This is a genomic window from Croceicoccus sp. Ery5 (assembly GCF_020985325.1).
Taxonomy (GTDB): domain Bacteria; phylum Pseudomonadota; class Alphaproteobacteria; order Sphingomonadales; family Sphingomonadaceae; genus Croceicoccus.
This window is the reverse complement of sequence record NZ_CP087587.1, coordinates 2,152,838-2,175,066: the sequence shown is the minus strand read 5'-3', so window position 1 is coordinate 2,175,066 and position 22,229 is coordinate 2,152,838. Positions and strand designations below refer to the sequence as shown.

The 22,229-nt window shown below is 62.1% G+C and carries 14 protein-coding genes; 4 read left to right on the top strand and 10 right to left on the bottom strand.

What is annotated here, in order from left to right:
* Positions 1-102: 102 nt before the first annotated feature.
* From LOZ74_RS10240 to LOZ74_RS10210, 7 genes are all read right to left on the bottom strand, one after another.
* Positions 103-2,895 (bottom strand): TonB-dependent receptor, encoded by a 2,793-nt coding sequence (locus tag LOZ74_RS10240; RefSeq protein WP_230291126.1) that lies wholly within the window; start codon positions 2,893-2,895, stop codon positions 103-105.
* Positions 2,896-3,076: 181 nt separating this feature from the next.
* Positions 3,077-4,498, bottom strand: a complete 1,422-nt coding sequence (locus LOZ74_RS10235; protein WP_230291125.1) for a family 43 glycosylhydrolase — start codon at positions 4,496-4,498, stop codon at positions 3,077-3,079.
* Positions 4,499-4,529: 31 nt separating this feature from the next.
* Positions 4,530-5,555: an arabinan endo-1,5-alpha-L-arabinosidase gene (locus tag LOZ74_RS10230; protein WP_230291124.1), complete on the bottom strand. Its 1,026-nt coding sequence runs from the start codon at positions 5,553-5,555 to the stop codon at positions 4,530-4,532.
* A 77-nt stretch (positions 5,556-5,632) separates the two neighbouring features.
* A complete protein-coding gene (locus LOZ74_RS10225) occupies positions 5,633-7,204 on the bottom strand; it encodes an alpha-N-arabinofuranosidase (RefSeq protein ID WP_230291123.1) in 1,572 nt (523 codons plus the stop codon).
* Positions 7,205-7,228: 24 nt separating this feature from the next.
* A complete protein-coding gene (locus LOZ74_RS10220) occupies positions 7,229-8,155 on the bottom strand; it encodes a Gfo/Idh/MocA family protein (RefSeq protein ID WP_230291122.1) in 927 nt (308 codons plus the stop codon).
* A gap of 5 nt (positions 8,156-8,160) precedes the next feature.
* The gene (gene araD1, locus LOZ74_RS10215; protein WP_230291121.1) at positions 8,161-9,156 is read right to left on the bottom strand and encodes an AraD1 family protein; all 996 of its coding nucleotides are present in this window, start codon (positions 9,154-9,156) and stop codon (positions 8,161-8,163) included.
* Positions 9,157-9,220: 64 nt separating this feature from the next.
* A complete protein-coding gene (locus LOZ74_RS10210; RefSeq protein WP_230291120.1) occupies positions 9,221-10,750 on the bottom strand; it encodes an aldehyde dehydrogenase (NADP(+)) in 1,530 nt (509 codons plus the stop codon).
* Between the two features lie 111 nt (positions 10,751-10,861).
* Here LOZ74_RS10210 and LOZ74_RS10205 point away from each other — a divergent pair, with 111 nt between their 5' ends.
* Positions 10,862-11,617 (top strand): FadR/GntR family transcriptional regulator, encoded by a 756-nt coding sequence (locus LOZ74_RS10205; protein ID WP_230291119.1) that lies wholly within the window; start codon positions 10,862-10,864, stop codon positions 11,615-11,617.
* A 79-nt stretch (positions 11,618-11,696) separates the two neighbouring features.
* On the opposite strand, the gene LOZ74_RS10200 is transcribed toward LOZ74_RS10205, so the two are convergent.
* The gene (locus LOZ74_RS10200) at positions 11,697-13,013 is read right to left on the bottom strand and encodes a sugar MFS transporter (protein ID WP_230291118.1); all 1,317 of its coding nucleotides are present in this window, start codon (positions 13,011-13,013) and stop codon (positions 11,697-11,699) included.
* 146 nt (positions 13,014-13,159) lie between these two features.
* Between LOZ74_RS10200 and LOZ74_RS10195 the strand changes: the two genes are divergently transcribed.
* Genes LOZ74_RS10195 through LOZ74_RS10185 form a run of 3 tightly spaced genes read left to right on the top strand, consistent with a single transcriptional unit; the run spans position 13,160 to position 16,987 of the window.
* Entirely contained in the window at positions 13,160-14,308 is a 1,149-nt protein-coding gene (locus LOZ74_RS10195) for an aldose epimerase family protein (protein ID WP_230291117.1), read from the top strand.
* A gap of 15 nt (positions 14,309-14,323) precedes the next feature.
* Positions 14,324-16,120 carry an IlvD/Edd family dehydratase gene (locus tag LOZ74_RS10190; RefSeq protein WP_230291116.1) on the top strand — a complete coding sequence of 599 codons (1,797 nt, stop codon included), beginning with the start codon at positions 14,324-14,326 and terminating at the stop codon, positions 16,118-16,120.
* A 12-nt stretch (positions 16,121-16,132) separates the two neighbouring features.
* Positions 16,133-16,987: an SMP-30/gluconolactonase/LRE family protein gene (locus LOZ74_RS10185; RefSeq protein ID WP_230291115.1), complete on the top strand. Its 855-nt coding sequence runs from the start codon at positions 16,133-16,135 to the stop codon at positions 16,985-16,987.
* Between the two features lie 74 nt (positions 16,988-17,061).
* Here the strand turns inward: LOZ74_RS10185 and katG are convergent, their stop codons facing one another.
* Positions 17,062-19,332 carry a catalase/peroxidase HPI gene (katG, locus tag LOZ74_RS10180; RefSeq protein ID WP_304505951.1) on the bottom strand — a complete coding sequence of 757 codons (2,271 nt, stop codon included), beginning with the start codon at positions 19,330-19,332 and terminating at the stop codon, positions 17,062-17,064.
* 193 nt (positions 19,333-19,525) lie between these two features.
* Positions 19,526-21,931, bottom strand: coding sequence for a TonB-dependent receptor (locus LOZ74_RS10175; protein ID WP_230291114.1), 2,406 nt, complete (start codon positions 21,929-21,931; stop codon positions 19,526-19,528).
* Positions 21,932-22,229 lie beyond the last annotated feature (298 nt).

The window sequence follows — 22,229 nt, the reverse complement described above, 5'->3', positions numbered from 1 at the left end:
CCTCGCAGGCGGAGTGAGAGAGGGAGAGGAAGCCCGGTCCGGGGCCGCCAATGGCTGGCCGCAGCCGCGGGGCGCACCCCGCAGGCTCCGGCCGGATTACGATCAGTCGAACGTGAAGCGCACGCCGACAGCGAAAGTGCGCGCCAGTTGCAGCGTTCCCAGATTGAACTGGTCGGCATTCCCGACATCGTCGAACTTGTAATAGTTCTGCTGCTTCGACTTGGTGAGATTGGTCGCATCGAAGGTCAGCCCGATCTGGTCGGTGACGTTGAAGGTCAGCTGCGCGTCGAGGCTTTCTTCCGGCTGGTACCAGACGCCGATCGGGTTCGCGAACAGTCGCGCCTCGTTATTATGGAGGAAGCTTTCGCGCCACACATAGGACAGGCGGGCATTCACGAACCCGCGATCATAGGCGAGCGTCGCATTATACGAGAAGTCCGAGACATTGAAGAATTTCGATGTCGTCTCGCCCACGATCTCGCCAGCCGAATTGGTCAGCGGAATGTTCTGCTTGGAATCCAGGATCGTCATGCTGCCCTGGAAGCCCAGACCGTCCAGAATGCTTGGCAGGTAATCGGGGAAATAGGTCAGGCCCACTTCCACGCCTTTCAGCACGCCGTCCGATGCATTGACGGGGCGGGTGATGGCGAACGTCTCGGTATATTCGGGCTGGCCGACCGAGATGTCGTTGTCGGGGATCGTTTCCTGCACCGTCAGAGGCACGACCAGCCCGTCGATCTCACGCCGGAAAGCCGTGACATAGATCGCGCTGTTGCGATCGAAATACCATTCCAGCGCAAGGTCGAAGTTCTTCGAGTGGGTTGGTGCCAGATCGGCGGTACCCGCCGTGCCGCTGCCATAGCCGACATTGGTCAAGTCGCCCGTCAGCGTATAGTTCGGGTTGATGTCGCTGAAATTCGGACGACGCAGCGTTTCGCCATAATTGAAGCGCAAGCGCAGGTCGGGCGTGATTTCATAGCGCGCGGTAAAGCTGGGCAGGAACTTGTTCGACTGGCTGCCACCGCGCGTCAGCGCACCGTCGTTCAGCCGGTCGTAAAAGTTCGAATTGGTCGTCACCGACACGAAACGCACGCCGCCCTGCAGCATCAGCGGGCTGCCGAACACCGACAGCTCGCCATCGGCCATCGCATAGGCCGACATGGTCACCTCGTCGATGTCGAAGGTCTTGTCGAGTTCGAGCGCGTCCGAAGTGGGCAGTCCATAAAGCTCGCGCACATAGTCGGCATTGTCGTGCAGCCAGTAGCCGCTGGGCAAAACCCAGCTGCGCGGCACATCGGCGATGCCCTTCATAAAGTCCTTGTTGGTGAACCATGCTTCTTCGGGAAGCGAGGACAGCGGCTGGCCAAGGAACCCGTCCTGTCCGCGCACGAAGCTGGTTGCCTTGCGGTCGTCATAGCGAAGGCCGGCCTTGACGCGGCGCAGAAAGCCCTCGTCCCATTCGTAGAACCCGTCGAGAGACAGCGTCAGCGCGCTGCCTTCGTTCCTGTTCGCATTGTCGTAGATTTGCGCGACGTTCCAGACGTTCGGATCGGCCAGCAGCGTATCATCGTCGAAGTGATAGGACGGGATACCGCCGCCAGCATTGAAATCGGCGGTGATCTGGCTGGCAACACGATCGGTGCGCATGGCCAGGAAGGTCGTTTTGTTGGTGCTGGTCTGATAGGCGACATCGCCCACGATCTGGCCATTGGTGCCCAGATCCCATTGCCCGTTCAGCGCATAGACATAGCTGTCGGTCTTGTTGGTGGCATAATCGCCGCTGTTGAAGCCATAGACATCGTCCACGGTGCGCGACTTGATGATGTTGGTCCCGTCATACAGCTCGAAATCGCCGGGATTGCCCCACCAGTCGACGAAGCTGAACTGCAGCGAATTGAACGTATTGCCGCGGAAACCGGCATAGAACGCCTCTGCCGTATAGACCGAGCTGGAATTGGGTGCCCATTGCAGCGCGATATTGACCGAGGGACGCTCGCGCTTGCCGTACAGGTCAGAGCTGAACACTGCGTCGCGCGCGAGGTAATAGGGAACGTCGACCCCGTTGTAATTGATCGTCGAGCCCGGCTCGGTCGGCAGGCCGTAATCGAGGCCCGGCTGCCAGCCCGAGAAAATGCGTTCCAGCGGGCCGAGGCCCGAACCGGCGGGCGGGGTTTCGGTCGCAAAGGGGACGAATGCGCCCGCCGTGGTCGACATGTTGCGATATTTCGTGCGCTGCCAGCTGACATTCACCAGCGCGCCGAAATCGCCGATGTCGGTTTCCCAGTTGTCGCTGACCAGCAGGGCAAGGTTCGGGTTAAACGTATCTGCCTGTTCGTTATAAATTCCGCGGGCAAGGCCCGAGATTGTGAAGCCGTCGAAATCGAGCGGGCGGCGCGTTTTCACGTCGATCTGGCCAGCAAGGCCCGTTTCGATCTGGTCGGCGGCGCGGGTTTTATAGATGTCGACCTGCCGGACCAGATTGGCCGAAATATCCTGAAGCGCAAAGGACTGGCCAGCCGCGGTGAAGATATTGCGACCGTTCAGTGTCGTCAGCGGGTCGGGAAGACCGCGAATGGTCACCGTCGCCGCTTCGCCGCCCGCACGGTCGGTCACCTGAACGCCGGTCACGCGCTGCAGCGCCTCGACCACGTTATTGTCGGGCAACTTGCCCACGTCTTCGGCCACGACCGAGTCGACGATCTGCACCGATTCCTTGCGTACGTTCAGCGCGCCGACGATCGATGCCTTCACGCCGGTGACGATAATGATTTCGTCGTTGTTTTCCGCGGTGTCGGCCGATTCCTGCGTCGGAGCGGCGTCTTGCGCATGGGCAATGCCGGCAAGGCCAAGAACGAAAACGGATGCAGTGCACAATGCGATTGGCTTCAGCGCCATGAGCTAACCCTCCCAATGAGGCTGGCCGATACCATGCCTCTTTAACTAACCGTGGCCTTGTTATTTGTCGGAGTTATTAGATGCAAGAGAAAACTGCGCGCCGTCGTTTATATGGGAAATTATGTGGCGGCATTGCCGCAGGCGCGCCGGATTCCTTATAATTTGTCAGAGTGGATGGGCTTCAGGATCGCTTCCAAAGCGTTGCCGGAGCGGCCATGTCGGCCAGCGCCAGCCCGTTTTCGCCTGCCGCGATCGCCTTGCCGGGAAAGGCGAGCGATTCGATCCGGACAGTGTCGGCATCGGGGCCGTCGACGTGCCGGAACATATCGGCGCCCGCACGCGTCGCCGTGCCAATGGACAGCGATCCGTCCTCTGCCGCGACCAGTTGTTCATCGCGCCGCAGGATCGGGGATATGCGCACCGCGCCGCCCTTATCGGGGGTGGAGCGGAACTGGGTCTGGGGCAGGGGGGCGCTGCCCGCGATAAGTTCCGCGCCGTCATGCGCCATGAATACGCCTGCGTTTGCCACTGCCTCGAACCGGTCGGGCAGGGGGCCATTGCCCACCGGCACGCCGAAATCGGGATTGCCGTCGGCATCGAAATAGAGCCGCTGCACGCGCGTGTGCCGGTCGGGATTGAACAGCGGGTCCCCCTCGATCTCTTTATAATCGCGGCCGTGATAGACAAGGATGTCGCGCCCTTTTTCGTCGACGGTAAAGCTGTTGTGGCCCGGGCCATAGACCGATGTCTCGACACTGGTCTGGAACACCGGCTGCGGCGATTTGGTCCAGGATGCGGGGTCCATGATGTCGGCATCGGCGTCGGCGGTCAGCAGGCCAAGGCAATAGCGGTCGTCGGTCGCGCTGGCGGAATAGGTCATGAAAAGCTTGCCGTTACGTTCCAGAACGGCCTGCGCTTCGTTCACCTTGAACCCACGGATTTCCCAGTCCAGCGTCGGGACCGACAGCCGCACCGGCGCTGCCGCCAATGTCAGCGCGGAGGCGGTGGGTGCGATATAGATATTCGAATTGGTGTCGATCCCCGGTTCGCGTTGCGCCCATGCGAAATAGCGCGTGCCGCGATGGTGGAACACGGTGGAATCGAGGTTGAAGCTGTCCCACGGGCCCTTGAACTCTCCCAGAACGGTCCAGTTGCCGTTCATCGGATCGTCCCCGTCGCACACCACGGCATAGGTGCGGATCCGGAACACGTCCTCGCCTCCGCCGCTCGGACCTGCGGCGAAATAGACCACCCAGCGCCCGTCGATCAGATGCAGTTCGGGTGCCCACAGGAAGCCGGACATCGGGCCGGTATCTTCGTGCCGCCACAACACGCGTTCCTCGGCATTGGTCAGGCCTGCCAGCGTCTTTGCACGGCGCAGGACCAGCCGGTCATATTCGGGCACCGAACCGGTCATATAGTAATAGCCGTCGTCGTGCCGGAAGATCTGCGCATCGGCGCGGTTCTTCACCAGCGGATTGACGATATCGCGGTCGGATGCGCCGCTTTCCGCCTGTTGGGGCGCGCTGCCCGGTTTGGAACAGGCAATGGGGATCAGGGCTGCACTGGCGGCAAAGGCACGGCGCGACAGTTTGAACGACATGAAAAGACCTCTCCGGCTTTGTTATCAGATATCAGTATTGAGCCACGGGCCAGCCATCGGCGTCCCAGCGGATCGGCGCGATGCGCAGCTTTGGCGCGCCATCGGCCTGTTTGTCATAGGCGTGATAGACGACATAGCTGGTGCCGTCGGTGTCGGTAAAAAATCCGGCATGGCCGGGGCCGCGAAAGCGCTGCTTTTCCTGAAGATCGGCGCGCAGGAAGATCGTGCCGCCGCCCAGCATCGCCTCCGACCCGTCCTTGCCGCGATAGGGGCCGGTCACATGCCGCGACCGCGCTACCACCGTGTAATAGGTGCTGTTCACGCCCTTACAGCAGTAATCGAACGAATTGAGCATATAGTACCAACCGTCTTGGCGGAAGATGAAGGGTGCCTCGATCGGGTTGGGCCCGCCGGCGACGCCAAGACGGCGGGCGAGGGAATAGGGTTCGGCACCGGGCGCGGGCTTGCCGGTGTCGGGGTTCAGAGCGAACAGCTTGATCCCCGACCAGAAACTGCCCAGCGCAAGCCATTGGCGACCTTCCGGATCGACCACAAGATTGGGGTCTATCGCATTGAAGTCGCTGTCTTTGGTCGACATGACGACAAGGCCGTGATCCTTCCAGCGATAGTTTTTCGCCTTCGGGTCCAGCGTCGCGTTGGTTGCAAGGCCAATGGCCGAACGGTTCGATCCGAATGTGCTGATAGAATAATACAGCCGGTACTCGCCATCGACATAAGAGATATCGGGTGCCCAGATTCCTTCGGTGCCCGGTATCGTGTCCTGCGCCCATTGCGGTATCGCGTCGAACACCGCGCCCGCATCGGTCCAGTGCGCCAGATCGGTTGATGTCTTGATCCCGATATAGCGACCGACCGTGCTGAACACGTAATAGGTATCGCCCTCGCGGATGATCACCGGATCGTGGGCGATCAGATCGCCCGAGAGGCGATCGTTGAGCGTGGTCGTTTCGTCCTGCGCTGCGACGGGCAGTGCGGGTGTGCAAATGGCTGCCGCGCCAAGGGCAATAGCCGCCGCATATTTGGTAATGCCACCCATATTTGCTCCTTGGACGTGCCTGACCGTGTACCTTGCCTGCCCCCGCCGGCGGACCGGCGAGGGGCAGGCAGGCACCCTCATCGCAGCTCGAGCACCACGACCGACTTGGCGGGCAGGGTCACCGTCAGTTTCCCGCCGCGAATGCGCGCACCGTTGAAACCGGCAGGCTTCACCACCTGCGGGTCGTCGAACGTGTTGTGCGAATTGATCGCCGGAGCCGTAAGGATACGCCCGCTGACATTCGACGCCTTCAGCCCGTCGAGGTCGATGGTCACCGTGTTCGCTTCCGCCGGGTCGGCGTTGGTCAGGCCGACATGGACCTTGCCGTCCTTGCCCCGCACGGCCGAGCCGCTGACAGCGGGCAGCGAGAATTCGCCGTTGCTATAGGTGGGCGTCTCGATGCGGATCGGCAGCACGGTGGCGTCCTGCCACGGCTTGTACATCTCGAACACATGATAGGTGGGCGTCAGCACCATCTTGTCGCCATCGGTGAAGATCATCGCCTGCAGCACGTTCACCATTTGCGCGATGGCCGACATGCGGACGCGGTCGGCGTGCTTGGCAAATATGTCGAGGTGGATCGACGCGATCAGCGCATCGCGCAGCGTGTTCTGCTGGCGCAGAAAGCCCGGATGGGTGCCGGGGTCCTGTGCATACCATGCTCCCCATTCGTCGACGGCCAGAAACAGGCGCTTTTCGGGGTCGTATTTGTCCATGATCGCGCTGTGCTTCGTCACAAGCTCGTCCATGCGCCATGCACCGTGCAGCGCGTCGGCCCACCCGTTTTCGTCGAATTCGACAGCAGGTGCCTTGGGCGGCCATCCGCCTGCGGGGTGGACGTAATAATGCAGCGAAAGTCCATCGAGCATATTGCCCGCGACCTTCATCATGGTCTCCGTCCAGTTGTAGTCGGCGACATTCGCCCCGGCAGCGATCTTCATGATCTTGGTGCCGGCGGGCGCCTTGATAAAGGTCGCATAGCGGCGGGTGACATCGGCGGCATATTCGGGCCGCATATTGCCGCCACAGCCCCATAATTCATTGCCAACGCCAAAGTAATCAACCTTCCACGGTTCGGCATGGCCATTGGCGGCACGCTCGTCGGCAAGGCTGCCGGCGGGGGCGGTCATATATTCCACCCATTCGGCCATTTCCTGCGGCGATCCATTGCCGACATTCCCCGCGACATAGGCTTCGGCGCCGACCTGGCGGGTCAGTTCGAAGAATTCGTGGGTGCCGACTTCGTTCGGTTCGGTCACGCCGCCCCAATGGGTGTTGACCTTGACGGGGCGCTCGGCCTGCGGGCCGATGCCTTCGCGCCAGTGATATTCGTCCGCGAAACAGCCGCCCGGCCAGCGGATCACCGGCACCGACAGATCGCGCAAGGCGCCGATCACGTCGTTGCGAAAGCCGTTGGTATTGGGAATGTCGCTGTCGGCGCCGACCCACAGGCCACCATAGATCCCATTGCCCAGATGCTCGGCAAACTGGGTGAACATTTCCTTGTGATAGACGGGCCCTTCCGCTTCGGCGTCGATCGACGCTTTGGTGGGCTGGTCGTTGGTATCGGCAAAAGCCGTGCCCGACAGCGCGGTCGCGCCCAGCAAGATTGCAGTGATGGTGGCAGTACGGCGAATGGTCTTGTTCATTTTTGCTGTCCCCTCCCGGGTGGATCAGTCGTGAAACGGTTCGACGATTTTTCGATGGCCGCGCAGGAATGCATCGGCGACAAGCCGGAACGGATCGATATCGACATCGCTGCGCCCGCCGCGGATCAGATTGGCAAATCGCGAATAGAGGCCCGGATATTCAAGGTCTTCGTTATGCTCGGTTCCCGAGGGCAGGGTCAGAACCGCCCCGCCTTGCGAGAGTTTGAGCGTGCCCGCATCGGTTTCGACCGTGATGTCCCAGCTTTGCGGGCCGGTTTGCCGCCAGTCGAGATCCATGTGGACAGGTGCGCCGCCGGTGTCGCGGAAATCGATATCGGCCGCGATGGGGGCTGCGCGGTTTTCCGGAATGCTTAAAGTTGCCGATTTCATGAACACGGGGCGCGGCAGGATGTGGGTCAGGATCGACAGTGCATTGATGCCCGGATCGAACACGCCAAGTCCGCCCGGTTCCCAGATCCAGTCCTGTCCGGGATGCCAGACGCGCACATCCTCGCGCCAGACGATCGACACGCTTTCGATCTTGCGTTCGGACAGCCACGCGCGGGCAGGGGCCACGCCCGCCGCAAAGCGGGAATGCCACGATGCGAACAGGGTGACGCCCACCTTATCGGCGCGGTCGCGCAGTGCGACCACTTCGGAAAGCGTCGCGCCCGGCGGTTTTTCAAGGAACACGTGCACGCCGCGCTTCAACGCCTGTACCGCAAGGTCATAGCGCACCTGGGGCGGGGTGCAGAGCGCGACCGCGTCGATGGCAGGGCCCTGTTCCAGCAGCTCGTCAAGGCTTTTGGCATGGGGCACGCCTTCCTTGCCGGGATGATGCGGGCTCACTGTCGCGGCAAGGCTGAAGGCGGGCGACCCCTCGATCGCGGGCATGTGCTGGTCGCGGGCAATCTTGCCCACGCCCACGATGGCAATGCGGATCGGTTCCATGGCGGTTACAGGACCTTGACGGCAACTGCCTGCGCCGGTGCGCGGGTCAGCGGGTTGGCGACAGGCAGGGTGAAGGGCGAGGCCGAAATTTCGAACACATCGCCTTCGCGCGTTTCGATCCCGTCGCTGAACGACAGGGTGGCGGTGCCAAAGAAATGGACATGCACGTCGCCGGGGCGGCGGAACAGATCATATTTGAAATGGTGATGTTCCAGATTGTCGAAGCTGTGCGACATATTGGCTTCGCCCGACAGGAACGGCTTTTCCCAGATCACCTTGCCGTCGCGCAGGATTTTGCTGCTGCCCTCGATATGGCTGGGCGGGGTGCCGATCATCAGTTCGGGGCCCAACGATGCCTGGCGCAGCTTGGAATGGGCCAGCCACAAGTAATTGTGCCGCTCGGTAATGTGGTCAGAAAACTCGTTCGCGATGGCAAGACCGAGGCGATAGGGGGTGCCATCGTCGCCGATCAGGTAAATGCCCGCAAGCTCGGGCTCCTCGCCGCCGTCCTGCGCGAAAGACGGCATGGTGAAGGGATCGGTCGGGCCGACCAGCTGCGAACCGTCGCCCTTGTAGAACCATTCGGGTTGCTGGCCGGTTTCGCCCGGCGCGGGCTTGCCCCCTTCCAGACCTTCCATGAACATGCGCATGGAATCGGTCAGCTTTTCGCCCGCCGCCGCAGCCTGATGCATCTTGTCGCGCCCTTCGGCGGAACCCAGATGGGTAAGCCCGGTACCCGTCATCAGCACATGGGCCGAATCCTCGTGATCGATCGGCGCCAGCAGTCGGCCAGCCGCGAATTCCGCCGCAATATCGACTGCATCACCCGTGCCGCAACCGCGGGCGGCAACTTCAAGCGTTTCGCCTGCCGCAATGGCCCGCTGCGCCAGTTCGCGCACGCTGGTCACGCCGGTCAGGAAATGGGCCGCATCGTCCTCGGCCAGAATGACGGAGCGCGTGCCATCGGGCGCGCGGTGCTGAAGCAGGCGAAGAAAAGTCATCAATGTCTCTCCCTGTCGCGGCACGCACCTTATCGTGATGCGCGCCGCGATGATGTTGGTCGTGTCAGCTAAGTGTAAGCTTGCCGTCGATCAGTCGGGGCAAGCCGTCACCCGTCGCATCGTCCCGCAATTCGGGCGGCAGAAGCGACTGGGCGAGGTTCTGGTAGCTTACCGGACGCAGGAACCGGTCGATGGCAAGGCTGCCGACCGATGTAGTGCGCGGATCGCTGGTGGACGGGAAGGGGCCGCCGTGCACCATGGCGTGGCAAACCTCGACCCCGGTGGGCCAGCCATTGGCAAGGATACGGCCGACGCGGCGTTCCAGCACGGGCATCAAGGTGGCGGCCATGGCCTCGTCCTCGCCATCCATGTGCAGCGTGGCGGTCAGCTGGCCTTCCAGCGATTCCAGCACGGCCTTCAACTCGCCTTCGTCGGCGCAGCGCACGATGACCGAGGACGAGCCGAACACTTCATGCCCGATCGCGTTCTCGGCAATGAACTGCTGCGCCGTGGTCTGGAACAGGGCGGTTCCGCCGGTGGTGACGCTGCCTTCCTCGCCTTTGGCGAGCGTATCGACGCCGGGCAGGCCCGACAGCATTTCGATACCCTTGGCATAGGCCGCGGCGATCCCCTTGGTCAGCATGGTCTGCGGCTTGGCTTCGGCAACACCCCCGCTGGCCGCGGTGATGAAATCGTCGATGCCGTCGCCGTCGACGGCCAGCACAAGCCCGGGATTGGTGCAGAACTGGCCTGCGCCCATCGTTAGCGAACCGACGAATGCCGTGCCCAGTGCCGCACCGCGCGCCTTCAGAGCATGGGGCAGCAGGATGACGGGATTGATGCTCGACATTTCGGCATAGACGGGGATCGGCACGGTGCGCGCCTGTGCAAGCTTGCTCAGCGCAAGGCCGCCTGCGCGCGAACCGGTAAAACCCACCGCCATGATGCGCGGGTCCTGTACCAATGCGGCACCCAGCTCGTTCGAGGGACCCGACAGGTGCTGGAACACGCCAGCGGGCAGGCCGCTGTCGGCGACCGCCTTGGCAATGGCCTTTGCGACCAGCCCGCCGGTGACGGGATGGGCCGGGTGCCCCTTGACCACTACCGGGCAGCCTGCGGCCAGCGCCGACGCCGTATCGCCGCCTGCGGTCGAGAAGGCGAGCGGGAAGTTTGACGCGCCGAATACGGCGACAGGTCCGACAGGGATCATGCGCAGGCGCAGATCGGGGCGCGGCAGCGGCTGACGGTCGGGCATGGCGGGATCGATGCGGATCTGTTCCCACTGGCCCATGCGCACCACATCGGCGAACATCTTGAGCTGGCCGCAAGTCCGCCCGCGCTCGCCCTCTGCACGGCCGCGGGGCAGGCCGCTTTCGCGCATATAGGCTTCGATCAGCGGCTCGCCGATGGCCATGATCTCGTCCGCGATTCGCGTCAGAAACGCGGCGCGTTCCTCGTTCCCGGTCGCGCGATAGATGTCGAAGGCCGCATCGGCTGCGGCGCAGGCTGCCGCGACATCTTCGGGTCCATGGACGGTAAGCGGATCGCCGTGGGCTTCGCCGGTCTCGGCTACCACAGAGCGAAATTCAGTCATTTTGATCTCCCTATTTACTCCGACATATTACGGGCTTTCGATAAACGCAATGTTTGTCGTTCCTTCGATGCGATTGGGCTGGTAGGTTCGGCCCTGCAAGGATGGAAAATTGTGAAAGTCGATAATATTGTGAAAGAGGATGGCGACAAAAAACCGCGCAAGGACGTGCGGGGCCCCGGAAGAAGGCTGCACGGCGCGATCGCCCACAAGCTGGGGACCGAGATCTTGTCGGGCAAGTATCAACCCGGAGACATTTTGTCGGGCGAGGTCGCTTTTGCCGAAGAGCTCAAGGTTTCGCGCAGCGCCTATCGCGAGGCGATACAGGTCCTGACCGCCAAGGGGCTGGTAGCCAGCAGGCCCAAGGCAGGCACCCGCGTATTGCCGCGCGACCGCTGGAACCTCCTCGATCCCGACGTTCTGGGCTGGGCCTTTGCGGGGGCACCCGATGTCGATTTTGTTCGCAGCCTGTTCGAATTGCGCGCCATCGTAGAGCCCGCCGCCGCACGGCTTGCGGCGCAGCGGCGCGACAAGGACGACCTGAAAGTGATGAAGGCCGCGCTGGCCGACATGCGCCGCCACACGCTGACGACCGACGCGGGGCGGGCCGCCGACCGCGATTTCCACCATGCCATCCTGCAGGCGACGCGCAACGATGCGCTGATGGTGTTGAGCGCCAGCATCGGCGCTGCCGTCAACTGGACCACCCAGTTCAAGCAACGCTCGCGTGCCTTGCCGCGCAATCCGATCCCCGACCACGCCAAGGTCTATGACGCAATCGCGGCAGGAGATGCCGAGGCGGCGGCGGCGGCGATGAATGTTCTGGTCGATCTGGCGCTCGACGATACGCGCAGCGCGATGGAGGATTAGGACTCTCTGGCAGCGCAAGCAAAAAGGGCGGCACCCGAAAGCGCCGCCCTTTTTGTTGGAGTATCGATGCGCGGCAGGTTTACGCCCCGTCTTGGGCCACCGGATCGGGAAGTGCCCCGGTCGGCTTGCTGCCCCACAGCGCATAGAACAGCACGTAAAGCTCGCAAGCCGCTGTCAGCAGGAACGAGAGTTGCAGGCCCCATGTGTCGGCCATCCAACCCTGCACCACGACCAGCGCGCCGCCCGCAATCGCCATGATCAGCAGGCCCGATCCTTCCTCGGTCAGCGGGCCAAGGCCCTTGATGCCCAGCGTGAAGATCGTCGGGAACATGATCGAATGGAACAGCCCGACCAGGATCAGCGACCACATTGCCACTTCACCGCTGGCGAAGACGGTGACCATCATCACGATGAAAGCGCCGACCGAAAATACGGCCAGCACATGGGCCGCATCGAACCGTTGCATGATCGCCGACCCGGCAAAGCGGCCCACCATCATGCCTGCCCACAGGAAGGTCAGATATTTGCCTGCCTGCTCATGCGTCAGATTGGCGATATCGGGCTGGCTGACGAAGTTGACGAACAGGTTGGCGACACCGATTTCCGCGATCAGATAGATGAAGATCGCGGGCACGCCGAACACCAGATTGCGGTGCTTCCACAGCGATAGATGTTTGCGCTCTTCCTTGGCCACGCGCGAGTTGGCCGAACCCATGGCGGGCAGCGGGAAACGGGCGATGATCACGGCCAGCACGAACAACACCACGGCGACCAGACCATAGGGCAGGATCACCGATTGCGCGTCGGCCATGCGCTCTGCCTCTGTCAGAACGGTGCCGGCTGCCGAGGTGCCGCCCTTGGACCGTCCAAGGATCAGATAGGCCCCGAACAAGGGCGCCAGCATGGTGCCCGCCGAATTCATCGCCTGCACCAGATTAAGGCGCGAGGATGCGGTTTCGGGCTTGCCCACTACGGCGACATAGGGGTTGGCCGCGACCTGCAGCAGCGTAATGCCGCAGGCGATGATGAACAGCATGGTCAGCGTGACGCCATAGGATGGCAGGCTGGCCGCCAGCATCATGCCCAGCGAGCCGCCCGCCATGATCAGCAGGCCGACCACCAGCGACATCTTGTAACCGATCCGCTCGATCAGCTTGGCCGAAGGAATGGACGCGACAAAATAGGCGATGAACCAGACCGATTCGATCAGCGTCGTCTGCGTATAATTCAGGTCGAACACGCTGCGCAGATGCGGCAGCAGCGTGTTGTTGATCACCGTAATAAAGCCCCACATAAAGAAAAGGCTTGCCAGCAAGGTCAGGGCAGGGCCGTAACGCACGACCGCGCCGTCCGGCGTTTGGGCTGGTGCAGTAACCGGCTCGGCGGAAGAGGGCATTGAAGGCATCGTATTCCTCTCGATCAAAGCGTGGCCTGCATTATTGCGAAGCGGCTTGCGCTCTTTCTATTTGTCGGACTATATGCGGGTCAACGCTCCGTCAATGGGGCACGATAACTCCATGCATAAACGGGAGCATATTGGGAATGAGGAAACTCTACAGCATCATGGCCGGAACGGCCCTTTTCGCGATTGGCTGCGGCACAGGCAGTCTCGCCCAAGCTGCCGAAGCGACGCAGGAGCCTGCCGGTGTGCTGGCCGACGGGACAGAGGTGACCGAAATCACCTTGACCGGCAAGAACGGCGTGTCGGTGTCGATCCTGAGCTTTGGTGCGACGCTGCATGAATTTCTGGTTCCCGACCGTAATGGCAATCTGGCGGATATCGCCGTCAGCTATGAAAATTTGTCCGATTATGAAGAACGTCCAAATTACTGGGGCGCAACCATCGGGCGCTATGCCAACCGCATCGCGGGCGGTAAATTCACGCTGGATGGCAAAACCTATCAATTGCCGCAGAACGATGGCGAAAACTCGCTGCATGGCGGCGGCAAGGGCTGGGACGTCCGGAACTGGAAAGTCGAATCGGTAAAGTCCGGTCGGGTCGCCAGCGTCCGCCTCTCGCTCGTCAGCCCTGATGGCGAGGCAGGTTATCCCGGAGCGGTAAATGCGAGTGTGACCTATTCGCTGGACGATGCCGGATCGCTGCGGATCGAATTCGGCGCGGCGACCAACAAGCCGACCGTGATCAACATGACCAATCACGCGATTTTCAACATGGCGGGCGAGGGTGCGCCGCAGGGGGCGATGGACAATGTGCTGACCATTCCCGCCAGCCATTATACGCCGGTCAACGAAAAGCTGATTCCCACCGGCGAATTGCGCGCGGTCGACGGGACGGTCTTCGATTTCCGCTCGGGCAAGGCGATGAACGAAGGTCTGCGCGACGGCACGGACCAACAGATCGTCTATGGACGCGGCTTTGACCATAATTTCGCGCTGGACAAGGGCGTGACGGCCCAGCCCGAACTGGCCGCGATCCTGACCGATCCGGCATCGGGCCGCAAGCTGGAGGTGCTGACCACCGAGCCGGGTCTGCAAGTCTATGCCGGCAATTTCATCGACGGAACCTATATCGGCAAGAACGGCCATCTTTACCGCATGGGAGACGGCATCGCGCTTGAACCGCAAAAATTTCCCGATTCACCCAATCACCCCGATTTCGTCTCGGCGCGCGTCGATCCGGGCAAGCCATACCGGCATGTCATGGTCTATCGCGTGTCCGTAGAACCCTGACCCCGAGAATCTGACATGACCGAGAGCCCCAAACCCAAGCTGCGTTCGCGCGCCTGGTTCGACAATCCCGACAATATCGACATGACCTCGCTCTATCTGGAGCGCTATCTGAACTTCGGGCTCAGCCTTGAGGAATTGCGTTCGGGCAAGCCGATCATCGGCATCGCGCAATCGGGCAGCGACCTGTCGCCGTGCAACCGCCACCATCTGGTGCTGGCCGAACGTATTCGTGAAGGCATCCGCGAGGCGGGGGGCATTGCGATCGAGTTTCCGGTCCATCCGATTCAGGAAACCGGCAAGCGGCCGACGGCCGGGCTGGATCGCAACCTGTCTTATTTGGGTCTGGTCGAGGCGTTGTACGGCTATCCGCTCGACGGCGTGGTGCTGACCACCGGATGTGACAAGACGACGCCCGCCATGCTGATGGCGGCGGCGACGGTCAATATTCCCGCCATCGCCCTGTCGGTCGGTCCGATGCTGAACGGCTGGCACAAGGGGGAGCGGACCGGTTCGGGCACGATCGTCTGGAAGGGGCGCCAGATGCTGGCCGCGGGCGAGCTGGACGACGAAGGCTTTATCAAGCTGGTCGCATCGTCGGCCCCGTCGACCGGTTATTGCAACACCATGGGCACGGCAACGACGATGAACTCGCTGGCAGAGGCGCTGGGCATGATGTTGCCCGGTTCCGCCGCGATCCCCGCACCCTATCGCGATCGTCAGGAAAGCGCTTATCACACCGGCAAGCGCATCGTGGACATGGTGCATGAGGATCTGAAGCCGTCGGATGTGATGACGCTGGACGCGTTTCACAATGCCATCGTGGTCAATGCCGCGATCGGCGGTTCGACCAATGCGCCGATCCATCTGGCCGCGATTGCCCGCCATATCGGCGTGGAACTGCCGCTGAAGGACTGGGAAACCTATGGACACAAGATTCCCCTGCTGGTGAACCTGCAGCCCGCGGGCGAGTTTCTGGGCGAGGATTACTATCGCGCGGGCGGCGTGCCTGCGGTGGTCGCGCAGCTGATGGGACAGGGCCTGATCCGCGAGGGCGCGATGACGGTCAATGGCAAGACCATTGGCGACAATTGCCGCGAGGCCACGATCGAGGATGAGCGCGTTATCAAGGCTTTCGACCAGCCCATCGTCGAGGAAGCGGGTTTCCTTGTCCTGTCGGGCAATCTGTTCGACGCGGCGATCATGAAGACCAGCGTGATTTCCGACGAATTCCGCCAGCGTTATCTGTCGAACCCCGACGATCCCGAGGCGTTCGAAGGCCCCGCCATCGTGTTCGACGGGCCTGAGGATTATCACCACCGCATCGACGACCCCTCGCTGAATATCACGCCGCAAACCCTGATGTTCATGCGCGGCGCGGGGCCGATCGGCTATCCCGGTGCGGCCGAGGTGGTGAACATGCGTCCGCCCAAATATCTGATCACCGAAGGCGTATCCGCGCTGCCCTGCATTGGCGACGGTCGCCAGTCGGGCACATCGGGCAGTCCGTCGATCCTGAACGCCAGCCCCGAGGCTGCGGCGATGGGCGGGCTCGCGCTGATCCAAACGGGCGACCGCGTGCGCATCGATTTGCGCAAGGGCACGGTGAACCTGCTGATTTCGGATGAGGAACTGGCACAGCGCCGCGCCGATCTGGAAGCGAAGGGCGGCTATCCCTATCCCGCGTCGCAGACCCCGTGGCAGGAAATCCAGCGCAATGTGGTGGGACAGATGGACACTGGCGCGATCCTTGAAGGGGCCGAGAAATACCAGCGCATCGCCCAGACCATGGGTCTGCCGCGCGACAACCACTAAGGGGGTATCGCCATGGCCGACTGGCGCAAGATAGAGCGCGATACGCGCGATAGTCTGGGCGAGGGAACGCTGTGGAGCGCCCGCGAAAGCGCACTCTACTGGGTCGACATCCTCGCTCCCGCGCTCAACCGGCTGTCGCTGACGGATGGCACGCTGCGGCGATGGGACATGCCAGAGCCATTGGGTTGGGTCGTCGAGAGGCAGGCTGGCGGCCTGCTGGGCGGGATTCAAAGCGGCTTTGCGCGCATCACGCTCGACCCGCTGGCGATACAGCCCGTTGGCGATCCCGAACCGCAGTTTCCCGGCAATCGCATGAACGACGGCAAGGCCGACCGTCACGGGGCAGTCTGGTGCGGTACGATGGACATGGCCGAGGAAGAGGCGCGCGGATCGCTCTATCGTCTTGCGCCCGACGGCAGATGGCAGGTGATGGACGGCGGCTATATGGTGCCCAACGGACCCGCGTTTTCGCCGTGCGGGCGCTGGCTCTATCACTCCGATACGGCGCTGCGCACCATCTATCGCTTCGCGCTGACCGGTGAAGGGCTTGGCGAGCGGGAGGTGTTCATCCGCTTTGCCGATGCCGACGGCTATCCCGACGGCATGACCGCCGATGCGGAGGGTTTCCTCTGGGTCGCCCATTGGGACGGCGCGCGGATCAGCCGTTTTGCACCTGACGGCACACTCGACCGTGCAATTCCGCTGCCTGCCAAGAGAATTACCAATATCGCTTTCGCGGGCGAGGGGCTGGATCGCATGTTCGTCACCTCTGCCGCAACCGGCCTGCCGGACTCGGAATATGACGGTGCCTTGTTCGAAGTGACCAGTGGCGCGACCGGCATCGAACCCGGCATTTACGGCGGCTGATCCGCCGGAAAAAAATGGGAGGCGGAAACCGCATCGGTCTCCGCCTCCTGCAATTGTTTGGCGATGGCGACCGATTAATAACGGTCGGCGTTCATCACCTTTGTCCATGCCGCGACGAAATCGTCGACGAACATCTGTTCCGCATCGGCAGAGGCATAAACCTCGGCCACGGCGCGCAGTTCGGAATTGGATCCGAAAATCAGATCGACCGGTGTTGCGGTCCATTTCGCGGCGCCTGTCGCGCGATCCTTACCGGCATAGATGGCGGGATTGGCAGTCTTTTGCCAAACCGTCTCCATCGTCAGCAGATTGGTGAAGAACGCATTGTCCAGCGTGCCCGGCGTTTCGGTGAACACGCCATTCGCGCTGTTCCCCGTATTCGCGCCCAGCACGCGCATCCCGCCGACCAGAACGGTCATCTCCGGCACGGTCAGCCCCAGCGAATCCGCCTTGTCCACCATGGCTTCTGCAGGGGGGAGTTCGGAACCGGCGCTGAAATAATTGCGGAAGGCATCGGCCTTGGGTTCCAGATGGCTGAACGATTCCACATCGGTCTGTTCCTGCGTAGCGTCGACGCGGCCCGGCGTGAAAGGCACCGAAACCTCGTGCCCGCCCTGACGGGCAGCATATTCGACGGCTGCCGAACCGCCCAGCACGATCAGATCGGCCAGCGACATGCGGATGTTCTTTTTCGCCAGATCGGCCTGAACCGCCGAAATCGCGCCCATCACCTTGCTCACCTCGGCAGGGTCGTTCACGGCCCAGCCCTGTTGCGGATCAAGCCGCAGACGCGCACCATTCGCGCCGCCGCGCATATCGGTTTCGCGATAGGTCGAGGCCGAGGCCCATGCCGCGCGCACCAGTTCGGGAACGCTTAGCCCGGAACCGAGCAATGCCGATTTGGCGGTCGCGATCTGCGCAGCGCTGGGCGCGGGCAGGGTCGCTTCGGGCAGCGGGTCCTGCCACGCATAGGTCGCTTGGGGAGCGTCGGGCCCCAGATAGCGTGCCTGCGGACCAAGATCGCGATGCGTCAGCTTGAACCATGCACGCGCGAAAGCGTCGGCGAACAGGGTAGGATCGGCCTGCCAGCGTTCCAGCACGGCACGGAAACCGGGGTCCTCCTTCAGTGCGATATCGGTGGTGAACATGATCGGGGCATGAAACTTGCCTTCGATATGTGCATCGGGGACCATGCTGGCCGCAGCCGGATCGGTCGGAATCCACTGCTTGGCTCCGGCAGGGCTTTCGGTCAGCTCCCAGTCGAAGTTCAGCAGATTGTCGATATATTGCGTGGTGAACCTGGTCGGAGCGGCCGACCATGCGCCTTCGAGACCCGAAGTGATCGTGTCTTCCGAATGCCCTTTGCCGCATGTGTTCGTCCAGCCAAGGCCCTGCTGCTCGATTCCCGCGGCAGTCGGTTCCGCGCCCAGGCAATCGTCGGGCTTATGCGCGCCATGCGCCTTGCCAAAGGTGTGGCCGCCCGCGATCAAGGCCAGCGTCTCTTCGTCGTCCATCGCCATATTGCCAAAGGCAAGCCGGATGGCGGCCGCCGCCGATACCGGATCATGGTTGGCGTTCGGACCTTCGGGATTCACATAGATCAGCCCCATGGTCGTTGCGGCCAGCCCGCGCTTTAGCGATCCGTCCGCATTGCTGCGTTCGGTGCCCATCATTTCGGTTTCGGGGCCCCAGAATACCACGTCGGGTTGCCATGCATCGACGCGCCCGCCGGCAAAGCCCACGGTGTCGAAGCCCATGTCTTCCAATGCGACATTGCCGGTCAGCACCATCAGATCGCCCCACGACAATGCGCGGCCGTATTTCTGCTTGATCGGCCAGACGAGGCGGCGCGCCTTGTCCAGGCTGACATTGTCGGGCCAGCTGTTCAGCGGGTCGAAACGCTGTTCGCCGCCGTCGCTGCCGCCGCGTCCGTCACCAACGCGATAGGTGCCCGCGCTGTGCCACGCCATGCGGATGAAAAACGGCCCGTAATGTCCGTAATCGGCCGGCCACCATGGCTGCGAGGTGGTGAGCGTCTTGCGTATATCCTCTTTCACCGCATCCATATCGAGCTTGGCGAATTCGGCGGCATAATCGAAATCGGGACCATAGGGATTGGCCTTGGTCGCTTCGTGCTGACGCAGCGCCGTGAGGTCGAGGCGCATCGGCCACCAGTCCTCGTTGGTCATGCCCGCGGGTTTGACGCCGGTCGGTCCGGCTTCTTCGGTAACGGTCTCGTTCTCCACCTGCGCAAGCGCAGGCGCAATCGACATTGCAGCGACGCTGGCGACCAGCGCGGCGCGTATTGCGGTGGTGGAAATGGACGTGGTGAAAATCGTGCTCATGCATTCACTCCCCGGTTCGGTTGGCCGTTCGCGCTGCGAGAGGTCGCAGCGTTCGCCGGAAGCTTTGTAATCACGCGCCACAACTTCGGAGAAACGGAGGAATCTGCTGACAATGATCGATTTTACCGATCTGTTCATGCTGCAGCGCAAAAGGCGCGGGGTTCTACGGCATCCCCGCGCCCTACCATAAGGGTCAGAATTCGAACGACAATTCCAGCCCGTACATGCGCGGTTCGCCGACCACGGCGGCATTGTGCCCCAGCGCAACCGCCAGTTGCATGCCGCCTGCGAAATATTCCTCTTTGAAGACATTATTGGCGAAAAGCGCGGCCGAAAACGGGCTTTCCATGATATTGCGCCACCCCGCGCGCAGGTTCACCAGCGCATAGCCGGGAAGGCGCGTGCGCGGGGCCACGCTGTCGGCAGCGTTGGAAAAATATTGCCCGTCCTGAGCATAGACTTCGCCGCGCAGCGTGATGTCGCCCAGCGAGGGATCGATCGGCAGGAAGAATTCCATCCATGCCGTGCCCGACGTCTTGGGCGTATCTCCGACCGGACCGTAAGAGAATGGCGTGCCGAACAGCACCACATCGCCGTCGGTGTAATCGGCATCGGTCAGCGCCAGCTGCCCGCCGATCTGCAGCCAGTTCACCGGATAGAACGCCAGCTCCGCCTCAAGCCCGCGAACGCGTTCTTCGGGCACGTTGGTCGTAATGGCAATGGATGCGACGGGGCCGTCGGGTCCGTCGGGATCGGGGAATTCCACACGCTGCACATCGTGAATCCATTGCTGGAACAGTGCCACGTTGAAGGTCGCGGGCCGCCCGAACAGCAATCCGCCATATTTGAAGCCCAGTTCGACATCCTCGGTCGTTTCGGAATCAAAGAAATTGCTGGCCCCGACCGACGCGACATAGGTCGGGCTGAGCGTGCCGTTATAACCGCCGCTGCGGAACGATCCGCGCGTCTTGGCATAGACCAGAACATCGGGGTTCAACTGATATTCAAGACCGGCTTCCCAGCTGGGGTCGCTATAGCTTCGCTTTTGTTGGGGTGGGCCGAAATTGTCCGAACCCGGCAATTGCAGGCCAAATACTTTTTCCCACGTATAGCGCAGGCCTGCGGTGACGGTCAGATTTTCGACGATCTCGAAACTCGCCTGACCATAGATCGCATCGGTATGGTTCTTGATGCGGAACCGGTTGGTCGCGGGCGTATAGGGCAGGAGCGGCGCAAGTTCGAAATAGGTCTGCGGAAATTGGGTTACCGTCTTCTGCCGCTGGAAATAGGCGCCGAGGATGAATTCCAGCGCTCCGTCCATCGCTTCGCCCTGAAGCTGGATTTCCTCTGACCATGATGTCAGGTCTTCCTCGTTCCCGACCGCGCCGGTGGCGAGGTTTTCGGTCAGGATCGTGGCGAATGGAGCGCCCAGCTGCGGCTGCTGGGAATCGACGAAACTGTCGATATAGCCGAAAATATTGCGAACTTTCAGATCGTCGTTCAGCTCGAACTCGGTCGTGTTGGTAATCGCCCAGTTCTCGCCGAAATGGCGCGCGCCGCTGGGGTGGTTGGTCTTGTAAAGGCCAAGCCGCTTTTGCTCTTCGACATAGGCGGGAAGGCCGGGGGCATAGGCCTTGGGATGTTCGGCGAGATAGGCGTCCCACGCGCCTTCGCCGAAGGCCACATCGACCAGCGGGCTGAACAGAAAGCCCGATGAGGTGGTCAGCGCATAGCCGTTGTTCGTCTCGCCCGGCGAATAGACGCTATAGGTATAGGACGCGCCGGTATTGGTGCCGTGGCTGTTCGAATATTGAACGACGGTAGTGTTCTCGACCCCGTCGGCGGGTGTCAGCCGCAGGCTGGCGCGCAGGCTTTCGCGGTTGATATCGCCCAGCGTGTCGCCGGTATAGAGATTGTCGATATAGCCGTCGCGATAGGTCAGATTGCCCGCGATGCGCAGCGCCGCGATCTCGCCCATCGGCAGGTTGACCGCGCCTTCCAGCTCGACACGATCGTAATTGCCATAGCGGCCGCGCACATAACCCTCGAACTCGTCCGACGGCTTTATGCTGGTGAACAGCACCGCGCCGCCGGTGGCATTGCGCCCGAACAAGGTGCCCTGAGGCCCTTTCAGCACCTGGATCGATTGCAGGTCGAAAAAGCTGGAGGATTGCGAGACGGGGATGGGCACTTCGTTGAAATAGGTGATGACCGCGCTGGGCGAGCCGGAAAAGATATCGGCGCTTTGCCCGCGCAACGAATAGGTGAGCGAGTTATTTCCCTGCGTCTGCCGGATGGTCAGCCCGGGCACGGTGCGCTGCAGATCGGCGTCCGACACGACGGCGCGTTCGACCAGATCATTGCTGTCCATCGCGGTAATCGCGATCGGCACGCGCGACAGATCTTCTTCGCGCCGGCGCGCGGTGACGATGATATCGCTGCCGGTGCCGGCCTGCTGGCTGGCAGTCGCGGTCTGGTCAGAAATATTGTCCTGCGCCATGGCCGGTGTGGTCAGGGCGGGCGTTGTCAGCGCCGTCGCCATGGCCAGAGCCGAAACATGCAGGATGCGGCCTGCGGCCCGCGAAGTGGTATGTGCCATAATTTCCTCCCCCGAATGCGTCTTCGCGCATGTTGAGCGGGGGGTAGAATACGCCCTTAATTGTCTGGACAGCATAGCGCGGCGGGCAATCGGAATGGACTGGGCGGGCAATCCGCGCCCCGGTTCGCCATCAGGCGCGGCATCCATGTTTCCTCCACATTCGCTGCCTAGCCCCGCGTCATGGATGGGCGCTCCCCCGCGCTCACGGCCAATGCGCCGCATCAGGAAACCGCCGGATTCCCCGTCCGGCGTTCCCCGATAGAGAGAGAATTGCATGACGCCTGTACCTTTCAAGCGA